The following is a 12,651-nucleotide window of genomic DNA, read 5'->3' as shown; positions in this document are numbered from 1 at the left end:
GCCGGCGGGTCGTACGGGCGGCTGCCCTCCGGGCCCTGCCCCGGGAGGACCAGTGGCGCTCTCGCCGATGGACGTGACGCGGCTGACCGCCGTCGACACGACGCGGGCGGCCCGGGTGCTGAGCCAGGTCCGCTCCGCCGCGCTCGCCGGACAGCCCACGCCCGTCGCCCCGCGCCCGGTGATCGGGCAGTCCTGGGAGCGGATGCTGCGCAGCGGCGTCGACCCGGACCGCGACGTCCGCAGCGGGCTGCTGTCCCGCGAGGAGGTGCAGCGGCGGCGGGAGTCCTCCCGGCTGCGGCACGTGCTGCCGGTGCTGCGGGAGGGACTGCTGTCGGTCGCGGACGTCGCCCACCACATCATGGTGGTGGCCGACGAGGAGGGCCGGGTGCTGTGGCGGGAGGGCAGCGCGCCGGTGCTGCGCAAGGCCGACGGGCTGGGCTTCGAGGTCGGCGCGGACTGGCGTGAGGAGGTCGTCGGCACCAACGGGGTGGGCACGCCGGCGGTGGCCCGGCGTCCGGTGCAGGTCTTCGCCTCCGAGCACTTCGTGCGCTCGCACGCCACCTGGACCTGTGCCGGGGCGCCGCTGACGGACCCCCGGGACGGGCGGCTGATCGGCGTGGTGGACGTGAGCGGTCCGCTGGAGACGATGCACCCGGCCACGCTGTCCTGGGTCGACTCGGTGGCCAAGCTGGCCGAGGCGCGGCTGCGGGAGATGCACCTGGAGTCGCTGGAGCGGCTGCGCGCGGTGGCGGCGCCGGTGCTGGCCCGGATCGACGGGCGGGCCCTGGTCGTGGACCGGCACGGGTGGACGGCGGCGGTCACCGGGATGCCGTACACGCGGCGGCTGGCGCTGCCCGGGTCGGTGTCGGCGGGGATGCGGTGGCTGCCGGCGCTGGGGCGGTGCTCGCTGGAGCCGCTGGCCGGGGGCTGGCTGGTGCGGGCGGCGGACGAACCGGTGACCCGCGACGCGACCCGGATCGTGCTGGACCTCAGGGATCCGCGCCGCCGGTCGGTGGAGGTGTCCGACGGCGCGGACTCGTGGACGCGGGAACTGAGTCCGCGGCACGCCGAGTTGCTGTACCTGCTGGCCGTGCACCGCTCGGGGCGCAGCGCCGCCGGGCTGGCCCAGGACGTCTTCGGCGACCCGGCGCGCACGGTGACGGTGCGTGCGGAGATGTCCCGGATCCGGCGCTATCTGGGCGGTCTGCTGGACCACCGTCCGTACCGCTTCGTGGAGAACGCCGAGGTCGGCGTCCTCCTCCCGGACGGCCCCCGCGACCTCCTCCCCCACTCGGCGGCCCCGGCGCCGGACGGACGGCGGACGCGGGCGGCGGGGCGGTAGGACACCGCGCCCCGCGGGCGCTCACCCGCCCCGGCCCGCACGCCCGGGCCTGCACCCACATGCTCACCGCCTCACCCAGGAGGTTGCGGATTCCCCACATTTGCAGGGTCTTCGCCTTCCACGGCGCTCCCCTGCCGTAGCATCCCGGGACGGGCCACCCCATCTGCTCCACGGTCAACCCACGGATCACCGGACGCAGTTGGCTCGTCTCGGGAGGACGTCATGAAGCATCGCGGCAGGCACCGTCGGCGCAGGCGGGGCAGGGCGCTGCGGGCCGCGCTGGCCGGTACCGCCCTCGCGCTCACCGCGGCGGCCACCATGATCAGCGCCTCCCAGGCCACCGACGCCGACGATCCGGGCGCCTTGCGGCCCCTCACCGCGTCCGCCGGGACCGCGCCGCTGCGGCTGACCGAGCACCAGGTCCCGCGGGACTGGCTCGACCGGCTCTCCTCCGGGATGGGCCGGCCCGTCGGCGTCGGCGCCGTGCTGGCCGACCCCGACGGCGTCCTGCGCGACGCGCAGGACTGCCCGGCCGACGACCGGCGCGCCCTGCCGGTCGAGCCGGCCGCCACCCGGGCCTACTGCTGGGCCGGCACCGACGGCTGGCGGTCCGGCGCGGTCACCACCTCCGGGGACGCGGACGACGACGGGCGCTGGGGCGGGCACCGGGTGGTCCTCTCCGGCTGGAGCCACGAGGGCGCTGAGGGGACGGGGGACACGGCGGCGCGGGACGGCGCCGCCACCGCCGGGCGCGGGCTCGCCCGCGTCGCCTTCGTCGACGCCGGTGACCCCGCCGGCCTGCGCTACACCTGGGCCCTGCTGGCCGTCCCGGTGGACGGCGGCCGGGACTACCGCGGGCTCGGCTCCTCCGTGTCCGGCATGGTCTGGTACCAGGACAAACTGCTGGTCACCGCGGGACGCGGGGAGGACGGCGCGCTGTACGTGTACGACCTGGACCGGGTGCTGCGGGCCACCGTGGACGGCACGCCGGTCGGCCGGGTGCCCGGCGGCTGGTCGGCGGCCGGGGCACGGTACGTGCTGCCGGCCGTCGCCTCCTACCGGACGGCCGGCGCGGGCGCCCCCCGGCCGGGCGGCATCTCCCTGGACCGCAGCACCGCGCCGGACAGCCTGGTCGCGCACGAGGCGGTGCCCGAGGACCACGACGGGCCGACCCGGCTGTGGCGGTACGCGTTCAGCGACGCCCCGGAGCGGACGGGCCTGCTGGCCACGGACCCGGCGTCACGGGCGGAGGCGGTCGAGGCGTACGAGACGGAGCTGACCGGTGTGCGCGGCGTGCTGTCGTACCGGTCGGGCTGGTACCTGGGCCGGATGACCGGGACGCCGGAGGAGCGCGGCTCGCTGTGGCGGCAGGACCTGGACGGGGCCCGGCCCACCCGGTGCGGCGCGGACGAGACGCACCGCTGCTGGAGCGGCCGGGCGGCGTCCCTGTCCTACTGGCAGGAGACGGGCGAGGTCTGGTCCCAGTCCGGCCGGACGCTGTTCGCCCTGCCGCTGGCCTCGGTCGACCGCTCCCTGGACTAGGGGGTGTCGTTTGGATCTTGCCGGGGTCGCGGGGTCTGCAAGGCACCGTTGCCTGGAGTCGGCCTGATCCAAACGACACCCCCCAGGGCCGTCCGCGCCTTGATCAGGCGTTCGACAGGAACGCGCACCGGGTGGTTCCCTTTCGGACATGACGACCATCGCCGTGACCACCTGGTCCCTGGAGCAGACCGCGCCCACCGATCTCCTTCCGGCCGCCGTGCCCGAGGGGGACGTGCGGGTCGTCCGCTCCGAGGTGCCCTCGCCCGAGTTCAGCCGTTTCCTGTACGCCTCGGTCGGCGGTGACATCCGCTGGACCGACCGGCTGGGCTGGACGTACGCGCAGTGGCTGGAGCACCTGGACCGGCCCGGCGTGGAGACCTGGGTGGCCTACGACCGCGGGACGCCCGCGGGGTACGTGGAGCTGGAGTCCCAGGACGACGGGGTCGTGGAGATCGTCTACTTCGGGCTGCTGCCCGGCTTCCGGGGCCGGCGCATCGGCGGGCACCTGCTGTCGTACGGGACCGCCCGCGCCTGGGACCTGGCGGAGCGCTGGCCGGGGGTGAAGCCGACCACCCGGGTGTGGCTGCACACGTGCAGCAAGGACGGCGAGCACGCCATGGACAACTACCGGCGCCGGGGCTTCAGGCTGTTCGACACCAAGGTGGAGGAGGAGCCGGACGTGGCCACGCCGGGCCCGTGGCCGGGGGCCCGCCCCGCCTGACCCCGGCGCCGGGGGCCCGCCCCGCCCGGCGCCCGTGCCGGGGGCCCGCCTCCCCCGGCCGGTGCGGACAAGACCTCCCGCGGCATGTGTGACCAAGGACACCCTTGTCTCTCATGACGAGACAAGGGTGTCCACATCTTGGATGAAGGTGGACTGTGTCCAGATCGCCGTGACACGCTTCCGCCATGCCTGGAACTGGAATCGCCTTGGTGAGTCGGCGGCACGTCGACCTCGGCCGCATGTCCAGCGCCATCTGTCCGGCGCGCTGAGAGCACCCGGCAGCGCCCGGCACCCCTCTCCCCGCCCCCCCTCCCCGCGCAATGACGCGCACCTCTGACCTGCCCCCGTACGCGCAGGTCAGAGCCTTCCGCCCGTCGCCCGACCGCCACCTTGCACCGAGGGCGCCACGCACCGACACCATCCGTCGCTGTCCCGAAGGACGTATCCACCATGGCCGCCACCCCGCAGAAGCCCGCCGCCGCGACTCCCCGCCGCAAGGTGAGCCGTCACCGCGGAGAGGGGCAGTGGGCCGTGGGGCACTTCACCCCCCTCAACGGCAACGAGCAGTTCAAGAAGGACGACGACGGTCTCAACGTGCGGACACGTATTGAGACGATCTACTCCAAGCGCGGGTTCGACTCGATCGACCCGAGCGATCTGCGCGGCCGGATGCGGTGGTGGGGCCTCTACACCCAGCGCAAGCCCGGGATCGACGGCGGCAAGACCGCGGTCCTGGAGCCGGAGGAGCTGGACGACGAGTACTTCATGCTGCGGGTGCGCATCGACGGCGGCGCGCTGACCACCCGGCAGCTGCGGGTGATCGGCGAGATCTCGCAGGAGTTCGCGCGCGGAACCGCCGACATCACCGACCGGCAGAACGTCCAGTACCACTGGATCCGCATCGAGGACGTGCCCGAGATCTGGGACCGCCTCGAGGGCGTCGGCCTGTCCACCGTCACCGCCTGCGGCGACACCCCCCGCGTGATGATCGGCTCCCCCGTCGCCGGCATCGCCGAGGACGAGATCATCGACGGCACCCCGGCGCTGGAGGAGATGAAGCGCCGCGTGCTGAACAACAAGGCGTACTCGAACCTCCCCCGCAAGTTCAAGACGGCCATCTCCGGTTCGCCGGCGCTGGACGTGGTGCACGAGATCAACGACGTCGCGTTCGTCGGCGTCCGCCACCCCGAGCACGGGCCGGGCTTCGACCTGTGGGTCGGCGGCGGCCTGTCCACCAACCCCAAGCTGGGCGTGCGGCTGGGCGCCTGGGTGCCGCTGGAGGACGTCCCGGACGTCTACGAGGGTGTCCTGTCGATCTTCCGCGACTACGGGTACCGCCGGCTGCGCAACCGGGCCCGGCTGAAGTTCCTGGTCGCCGACTGGGGCGCGGAGAAGTTCCGTCAGGTGCTGGAGGACGAGTACCTGGGGCGCAGGCTGACCGACGGTCCCGCGCCCGAGCAGCCGGTGCAGCAGTGGCGCGACCACATCGGTGTGCACCGCCAGAAGGACGGCCGCTTCTACGTCGGTTTCGCCCCGCGCGTCGGCCGCGTCGACGGCACCACGCTCACCAAGATCGCCGACCTCGCGGAGGCCCACGGCTCGGGCCGGGTGCGGACCACCGTCGAGCAGAAGATGATCGTCCTCGACGTCGAGGAGGACCGGGTCGACTCCCTCGTCGAGTCCCTGGAGGCGCTGGACCTCAGCGCCAGGCCCTCCCCCTTCCGGCGCGGCACGATGGCCTGCACCGGCATCGAGTTCTGCAAGCTCGCCATCGTCGAGACCAAGGCGCGCGGCGCCTCGCTGATCGACGAACTCGAGCGCCGCATCCCGGACTTCGACGAGCCGATCACCATCAACCTCAACGGCTGCCCGAACGCCTGCGCCCGCATCCAGGTGGCGGACATCGGTCTCAAGGGCCAGCTGGTCCTCGACGACGAGGGCCGGCAGGTCGAGGGCTACCAGGTGCACCTCGGCGGCGCGCTCGGCCTTCAGGCGGGCTTCGGCCGCAAGGTGCGCGGCCTGAAGGTCACCGCGGACGAACTGCCCGACTACGTCGAGCGGGTGCTGAAGCGCTTCCAGGCGGAGCGCGAGGACGGCGAGCGGTTCGCCGCCTGGGTCGGCCGGGCCTCCGAGGAGGCCCTGTCGTGAGCGAGCGCGCGGCGCCCTTCTACTGCCCCTACTGCGGCGACGAGGACCTGCGCCCCGGCGAGGAGGGCCACGGGGCCTGGGAATGCGCGGCGTGCAACCGAGCCTTCCAGCTGAAGTTCCGCGGGCTGCTCGCCCGGGGGCTCGAGCGATCCGACACGGGAGGGGACCGGACATGACGGCTGTTCAGGAAGAGCGCACCACCGAGGACCTGAAGGCGCTGGCCGAGCGGGCCGGCCGCGACCTGGAGGACGCCTCCGCGCTGGAGATCCTCCAGTGGGCCGCGCGGACCTTCGGCAAGCGCTTCTGCGTGACCTCCTCGATGGAGGACGCGGTGGTCGCCCACCTCGCCTCGCGCGCCCTGCCCGGCGTCGACGTGGTGTTCCTCGACACCGGCTACCACTTCCCGGAGACCATCGGCACCCGGGACGCGGTGGAGGCCGTGATGGACGTCAACGTCATCACCCTGACCCCGCGCCAGACGGTCGCCGAGCAGGACGCCCAGTACGGCCCGAAGCTGCACGACCGCGACCCGGACCTGTGCTGCGCCCTGCGCAAGGTCAGGCCGCTGGAGGAGGGCCTGCAGGGCTATGTGGCCTGGGCGACCGGCCTGCGCCGCGACGAGTCCCCGACCCGGGCGAACACCCCGGTCGTCGGCTGGGACGAGAAGCGGCGGAAGGTGAAGATCTCCCCGATCGCCCGCTGGACCCAGGACGACGTGGACGCCTACGTCGCCGAGCACGGCGTGCTGACCAACCCGCTGCTGACGGACGGCTACGCCTCCGTCGGCTGCGCCCCCTGCACCCGCCGTGTGCTGGAGGGCGAGGACGCCCGCGCCGGCCGCTGGGCGGGCCGCGCCAAGACCGAGTGCGGGCTGCACGGATGACGGCCCCTCAGACTGCGACCCCTCACCCCCAGGAGAGTCACGTGACGACCGGAGCCACCGTCTGGCTCACGGGTCTGCCGAGCGCCGGCAAGACCACCATCGCCCACGAGCTGGCCGGCCGGCTGCGTGAGCGGGGCCGCCGCGTCGAGGTGCTCGACGGCGACGAGATCCGCGAGTTCCTCTCCGCGGGCCTCGGCTTCAGCCGCGAGGACCGGCACACCAACGTCCAGCGCATCGGCTTCGTCGCCGAACTCCTCGCCCGCAACGGCGTCACCGCGCTCGTCCCGGTGATCGCGCCGTACGCCGACAGCCGGGACGCGGTCCGCAAGCGGCACGAGGCGAACGGCACGCCGTACGTCGAGGTGCACGTGGCGACGCCGGTCGAGGTCTGCTCCGTGCGCGACGTGAAGGGTCTGTACGCCAAGCAGGCCACGGGCGAACTCACCGGGCTCACCGGGGTGGACGACCCCTACGAGGAGCCCGAGACGCCCGATCTGCGGATCGAGTCCCAGAACCAGACCGTGCGGGAGTCCGCGGCGTCGGTGTACGCCCTGCTCAGCGAGAGGGGACTCCTGTGAGCGACGCACGTGCGGCCACCCGGCCGCGGTCGACCACGAAGGCGGCACCTGCGCGCCGCACGGGCGGAGAAGCGAACGAAAGGGGCGCAGCATGACGACGACCGTCGCCACGGTCAAGGAAGGCGACGAGGGCGCGGCCGGTGCGGAGAGCCCGTACGCCCTCTCCCACCTGGACGCCCTCGAATCCGAGGCGGTGCACATCTTCCGCGAGGTGGCGGGCGAGTTCGAGAACCCGGTGATCCTGTTCTCCGGCGGCAAGGACTCCATCGTCATGCTGCACCTGGCGCTGAAGGCGTTCACGCCGGCGCCGGTGCCGTTCGCGCTGCTGCACGTGGACACCGGGCACAACTTCCCCGAGGTCCTGGACTACCGGGACCGCGCGGTCGCCCGGCACGGACTGCGCCTGCACGTCGCGTCCGTGCAGGACTACATCGACCGCGGGGTGCTCAAGGAGCGCCCGGACGGCACCCGCAACCCGCTGCAGACCCTGCCGCTCACCGAGAAGATCCAGGGCGAGCGGTTCGACGCCGTGTTCGGCGGCGGGCGCCGGGACGAGGAGAAGGCACGGGCGAAGGAGCGGGTGTTCTCGCTGCGTGACGAGTTCTCCCAGTGGGACCCGCGCCGTCAGCGTCCCGAGCTGTGGAACCTCTACAACGGCCGGCACGCCCCCGGTGAGCACGTGCGCGTGTTCCCGCTGTCCAACTGGACCGAGCTGGACGTGTGGCAGTACATCGCCCGGGAGGGCATCGAGCTGCCGGAGATCTACTACGCGCACGAGCGCGAGGTGTTCCGGCGCGGCGGCATGTGGCTGACCGCCGGCGAGTGGGGCGGCCCGAAGGACGGCGAGAAGGTCGAGAAGCGGCTGGTCCGCTACCGGACCGTGGGCGACATGTCCTGCACCGGTGCGGTGGAATCCGACGCCGACACCATCGAGAAGGTGATCGCCGAGATCGCCGCCTCCCGGCTCACCGAGCGCGGGGCCACCCGCGCCGACGACAAGCTCTCCGAGGCCGCGATGGAAGACCGCAAGCGCGAGGGGTACTTCTAGAGATGAGCACCACCACGACCGAGGAGCTCTCGGCCACCACCCTGCTGCGGTTCGCCACCGCCGGTTCCGTCGACGACGGCAAGTCCACCCTGGTGGGCCGGCTGCTGCACGACTCCAAGTCGGTCCTCGCCGACCAGCTGGAGGCCGTGGAGCGGGCGTCGGCGAGCCGGGGTCAGGAGGCGCCCGACCTCGCGCTGCTCACCGACGGCCTGCGGGCCGAGCGGGAGCAGGGCATCACCATCGACGTCGCCTACCGCTACTTCGCCACCCCGCGGCGCCGGTTCATCCTCGCCGACACCCCCGGCCACGTGCAGTACACGCGGAACATGGTCACCGGCGCCTCGACGGCCGAGCTGACCGTGATCCTGGTCGACGCCCGCAACGGCGTGGTCGAGCAGACCCGCCGGCACGCCGCGATAGCCGCCCTGCTGCGCGTCCCGCACGTCGTCCTCGCCGTCAACAAGATGGACCTGGTCGACTACCGGGAGCCGGTGTTCGCGAGGATCGCCGAGGAGTTCACGGCGTACGCGACCGAGCTGGGCGTCCCCGAGGTCACCGCGATCCCGATCTCCGCGCTGGTCGGCGACAACGTGGTGGAGCCGTCCGCGCACATGGACTGGTACGGCGGCCCGACCGTGCTGGAGCACCTGGAGACCGTCCCGGTCAGCCACGACCTGGCGCACTGCCACGCCCGGCTGCCCGTGCAGTACGTGATCCGCCCGCAGAGCGCCGAGCACCCGGACTACCGGGGCTACGCCGGCCAGATCGCCGCGGGCACGTTCCGGGTGGGCGACGCGGTGACCGTGCTGCCGTCCGGCCGGACGACGACGATCACCGGGATCGACCTGCTGGGCAGGCCCGTCGACGTCGCCTGGACCCCGCAGTCGGTGACGCTGCTGCTGGCCGACGACATCGACATCTCCCGCGGCGACCTGATCGTCCCGAGCAAGGACGCGCCGGCCACCACGCAGGACGTCGAGGCCACCGTGTGCCACGTCGCCGACCAGCCGCTGACCGTCGGCCACCGGGTGCTGATCAAGCACGGCACCCGCACGGTCAAGGCGATCGTCAAGGACATCCCGGCCCGGCTCACGCTCGACGACCTGTCCCTGCACCCGCACCCGGGACGGCTCGTCGCCAACGACATCGGCCGGGTGAAGATCCGCACCGCCGAGCCGCTGCCGGCCGACTCCTACTCGAACTCGCGGCGCACCGGCTCGTTCATCCTCATCGACCCCAGTGACGGCACCACCCTCACCGCGGGCATGGTCGGCGAGTCCTTCGCCGACCCGGAGCCCGTCAAGGACGAGGCCGAGGACGACGGGTGGGACTTCTGAGCATGAACCCCACCGATGTCTACTCCACGTTCGCGAAGGAGGGCGGCCGCGTCGGCAGCGGTGCTCTCGGCAGCGGGCAGGGCGGAGTGGCCCGATGTGCGCGATGACGTGCGCGCACCGCTCGCGCGCCCTCACCCCCCACCGCCGCAGACGAAAACCCGCCGATCTCCCGGCCACGACCTGAGAGACCGTGACCGCCGGGCCAACGAGAGGAAAGCCTCCCGTGCCTGCCACCACCGCCCTGCGCCGCGCCCTCGCGGTCATGGCCGTGCTTCCGCTGCTCACCCTGGCCGCCTGCGGCTACGGCTCCCAGGCCAAGGACGACGGCACCGCCCAGGTCGCCGCCGGGGCGAAGAAGACCGACGGCCTCGACGCCGTCAGGATCGGCTACTTCGGCAACCTCACCCACGGCACCGCGCTGGTGGGCAACAAGAAGGGCTTCTTCCAGAAGGAGCTCGGCGCCACCAGGGCCACGTACGCGGTCTTCAACGCGGGACCGTCCGAGATCGAGGCGCTCAACTCCGGTTCCCTCGACATCGGTTTCATCGGGCCGTCCCCGGCCGTCAACGGCTACACCAAGTCGGGCGGCAAGAACCTGCGGATCATCGGCGGTTCGGCGTCCGGCGGCGTGAAGCTCGTGGTGAACCCGGACCGGGTGGAGTCCCTGGAGGACGTCGAGGGCAAGCGGATCGCGACCCCGCAGCTCGGCAACACCCAGGACGTCGCGTTCCTCAACTGGGCCGCCGAGCAGGGCTGGAAGGTCGACGCGCAGAGCGGCAAGGGCGACGTGACCGTCGTCCGCAGCGACAACAAGGTCACCCCGGACGCCTTCGCCGCCGGCTCGATCGACGGCGCCTGGGTGCCGGAGCCGACCGCTTCGAAGCTGGTCGCGCAGGGCGGCGAGGTGCTGCTGGACGAGGCGTCCCTGTGGCCGGACGAGAAGTTCGTGATCACGAACATCATCGTGCGCCAGGAGTTCCTGGCGGAGCACCCCGAGGCCGTCGAGGCGGTGCTGAGGGCGTCCGTCGAGACCAACGAGTGGATCAACGCCCACCCGGACGAGGCGAAGGCCGCCGCGAACGAGCAGCTGAGGACCGACTCCGGCAAGGCGCTGCCCGCCGAGGTGCTGGACCCGGCGTGGGAGTCGATCCGGTTCACCGACGACCCGCTGGCCGCCACCCTCGACGCCCAGGCGGAGCACGCCGTCAAGGCCGGGCTGCTGGACGAGCCCGACCTGACCGGCATCTACGACCTCACGCTGCTCAACGAGGTCCTCGAGGCCGCGGGCGAGCCCGCCGTCGACGACGCCGGACTCGGCGCCGAGTAGTCCCGGATCAGCCAGGATCACGAAGAGTCCCCAGGAGGTGACGACCATGGCCACGACCCTCGCCAAGGCCGCCGACGACACCGGGGCGGCCACGCACGCCGCCCGGATCGAGCACGTCTCGAAGTCGTTCGCCGGCCCCGCCGGGCGACAGCTCGTGCTGGACGACATCAGCCTCGATGTCGCGCCCGGCGAGTTCGTCACCCTTCTGGGTGCCTCGGGCTGCGGCAAGTCGACGCTGCTGAACCTGGTCGCGGGCCTCGACCGCCCCACGGCCGGCACGATCAGCACGGACGGCCGTCCGGCGCTGATGTTCCAGGAGCACGCGCTGTTCCCGTGGCTGACCGCGGGCAAGAACATCGAGCTCGCCCTGAAGCTCAGGGGCGTGCCGAAGAACGAGCGCCGCGGCCGCGCCGAGGAGCTGCTCGAACTCGTCCGGCTGAAGGGCTCGCACGGCAAGCGGGTGCACGAGCTGTCCGGCGGTATGCGGCAGCGGGTGGCGCTGGCCCGGGCGATCGCCCAGGAGAGCAGGCTCCTGCTGATGGACGAGCCGTTCGCGGCGCTGGACGCCATCACGCGGGACGTGCTGCACGACGAGCTGACCCGCATCTGGAACGAGACGCGGCTGTCCGTCCTGTTCGTCACGCACAACGTGCGCGAGGCCGTCCGGCTCGCCCAGCGGGTGGTGCTGCTGTCCTCCCGTCCGGGCCGGATCGCCCGCGAGTGGACGGTCGGCATCCCGCACCCGCGCCGCATCGAGGACACCGCCGTGGCGGAACTGTCCGTCGAGATCACCGAAGAACTCCGTGGGGAGATCCGCCGTCATGGCCAGCACTGAGACCACCGCGAAGGACAAGGACGGGGGCGACCTCGCCGGACTGGAGGCGGGACTCGACGCCCTGGAGACGGTGCAGACCGGCCGCAAACCGTTCCGGCAGACCTTCGTGGAGAAGATCCTGCCGCCGGTCATCGCCGTCACCCTGGTGCTGGCGGTGTGGCAGGCCCTGGTCTCGTTCGGGATCGTCGACGACCCGACCAGGCTGCCCTCGCCGGGCGCCGTGTGGGAGGTCGTCCGGCAGGCGTGGCTCCAGGGGGAGCTGCTCGGCTACATCTGGACCAGCGTCTCGCGCGGTCTGCTCGGCTTCTTCTTCGCGCTGCTGATCGGCACCCCGCTCGGGCTGCTGGTGGCGCGGGTGAAGTTCGTGCGGGCGGCGATCGGCCCGATCCTGTCCGGTCTGCAGTCGCTGCCGTCGGTGGCCTGGGTGCCGCCGGCCGTGATCTGGCTGGGACTGAACAACCAGATGATGTACGCCGTCATCCTGCTCGGCGCGGTCCCCTCGATCGCCAACGGCCTGGTCTCCGGCGTCGACCAGGTGCCCCCGCTGTTCCTGCGGGCCGGCCGCACCCTGGGTGCGACGGGGCTGAAGGGCACCTGGCACATCGTCCTGCCGGCCGCGCTGCCCGGCTACGTGGCGGGCCTGAAGCAGGGCTGGGCGTTCTCCTGGCGTTCCCTGATGGCCGCGGAGATCATCGCGTCCTTCCCGGACCTCGGCGTGGGCCTCGGCCAGCTGCTGGAGAACGGCCGCAACGCCAGCGACATGGCCATGGTCTTCGAGGCCATCCTGCTGATCCTGACCGTCGGTATCGCCATCGACCTGCTGATCTTCAGCCCGCTGGAGCGGTGGGTGCTGCGCAGCCGCGGTCTGCTGGTGAAGGGCTGAGGCACAC

Annotated in this window: 13 protein-coding genes; all 13 read left to right on the top strand. The window is 72.6% G+C overall.

Annotated elements, in window-relative coordinates; genetic code table 11:
- Nucleotides 1-67 precede the first annotated feature (67 nt).
- Nucleotides 68-1,342, top strand: a complete 1,275-nt coding sequence (locus GL259_RS29965) for a GAF domain-containing protein (protein ID WP_159539091.1) — start codon at nucleotides 68-70, stop codon at nucleotides 1,340-1,342.
- A gap of 222 nt (nucleotides 1,343-1,564) precedes the next feature.
- Nucleotides 1,565-2,884, top strand: a complete 1,320-nt coding sequence (locus GL259_RS29960) for a hypothetical protein (RefSeq protein WP_159536409.1) — start codon at nucleotides 1,565-1,567, stop codon at nucleotides 2,882-2,884.
- Between the two features lie 148 nt (nucleotides 2,885-3,032).
- Entirely contained in the window at nucleotides 3,033-3,605 is a 573-nt protein-coding gene (locus GL259_RS29955; protein WP_159536408.1) for a GNAT family N-acetyltransferase, read from the top strand.
- 185 nt (nucleotides 3,606-3,790) lie between these two features.
- Complete coding sequence (locus tag GL259_RS39560; RefSeq protein WP_310887545.1) at nucleotides 3,791-3,874, top strand: putative leader peptide; 84 nt, start codon at nucleotides 3,791-3,793, stop codon at nucleotides 3,872-3,874.
- Between the two features lie 181 nt (nucleotides 3,875-4,055).
- A complete protein-coding gene (locus GL259_RS29950; protein WP_159536407.1) occupies nucleotides 4,056-5,753 on the top strand; it encodes a nitrite/sulfite reductase in 1,698 nt (565 codons plus the stop codon).
- Complete coding sequence (locus GL259_RS29945; RefSeq protein WP_159536406.1) at nucleotides 5,750-5,929, top strand: hypothetical protein; 180 nt, start codon at nucleotides 5,750-5,752, stop codon at nucleotides 5,927-5,929. Before GL259_RS29950 ends, GL259_RS29945 begins: the two co-directional genes overlap by 4 nt.
- Nucleotides 5,926-6,636, top strand: coding sequence for a phosphoadenylyl-sulfate reductase (locus GL259_RS29940; protein WP_159536405.1), 711 nt, complete (start codon nucleotides 5,926-5,928; stop codon nucleotides 6,634-6,636). Before GL259_RS29945 ends, GL259_RS29940 begins: the two co-directional genes overlap by 4 nt.
- A 41-nt stretch (nucleotides 6,637-6,677) precedes the next feature.
- Nucleotides 6,678-7,214, top strand: a complete 537-nt coding sequence (gene cysC, locus GL259_RS29935; protein ID WP_159536404.1) for an adenylyl-sulfate kinase — start codon at nucleotides 6,678-6,680, stop codon at nucleotides 7,212-7,214.
- Nucleotides 7,215-7,305: 91 nt separating this feature from the next.
- Nucleotides 7,306-8,262: a sulfate adenylyltransferase subunit CysD gene (gene cysD / locus GL259_RS29930; protein ID WP_159536403.1), complete on the top strand. Its 957-nt coding sequence runs from the start codon at nucleotides 7,306-7,308 to the stop codon at nucleotides 8,260-8,262.
- 2 nt (nucleotides 8,263-8,264) lie between these two features.
- A complete protein-coding gene (locus GL259_RS29925; RefSeq protein ID WP_159536402.1) occupies nucleotides 8,265-9,599 on the top strand; it encodes a GTP-binding protein in 1,335 nt (444 codons plus the stop codon).
- A 223-nt stretch (nucleotides 9,600-9,822) separates the two neighbouring features.
- Nucleotides 9,823-10,926 (top strand): aliphatic sulfonate ABC transporter substrate-binding protein, encoded by a 1,104-nt coding sequence (locus GL259_RS29915; RefSeq protein WP_159536400.1) that lies wholly within the window; start codon nucleotides 9,823-9,825, stop codon nucleotides 10,924-10,926.
- A gap of 46 nt (nucleotides 10,927-10,972) precedes the next feature.
- Nucleotides 10,973-11,761 (top strand): ABC transporter ATP-binding protein, encoded by a 789-nt coding sequence (locus tag GL259_RS29910; protein ID WP_159536399.1) that lies wholly within the window; start codon nucleotides 10,973-10,975, stop codon nucleotides 11,759-11,761.
- Nucleotides 11,748-12,644 (top strand): ABC transporter permease, encoded by an 897-nt coding sequence (locus tag GL259_RS29905; RefSeq protein WP_159536398.1) that lies wholly within the window; start codon nucleotides 11,748-11,750, stop codon nucleotides 12,642-12,644. Before GL259_RS29910 ends, GL259_RS29905 begins: the two co-directional genes overlap by 14 nt.
- Nucleotides 12,645-12,651: the final 7 nt, after the last annotated feature.

The organism is Streptomyces sp. Tu 3180 (assembly GCF_009852415.1).
Lineage (GTDB): Bacteria > Actinomycetota > Actinomycetes > Streptomycetales > Streptomycetaceae > Streptomyces.
The sequence above is the reverse complement of the archived record's forward strand: the minus strand, read 5'-3'. Positions and strand labels throughout refer to the sequence as shown.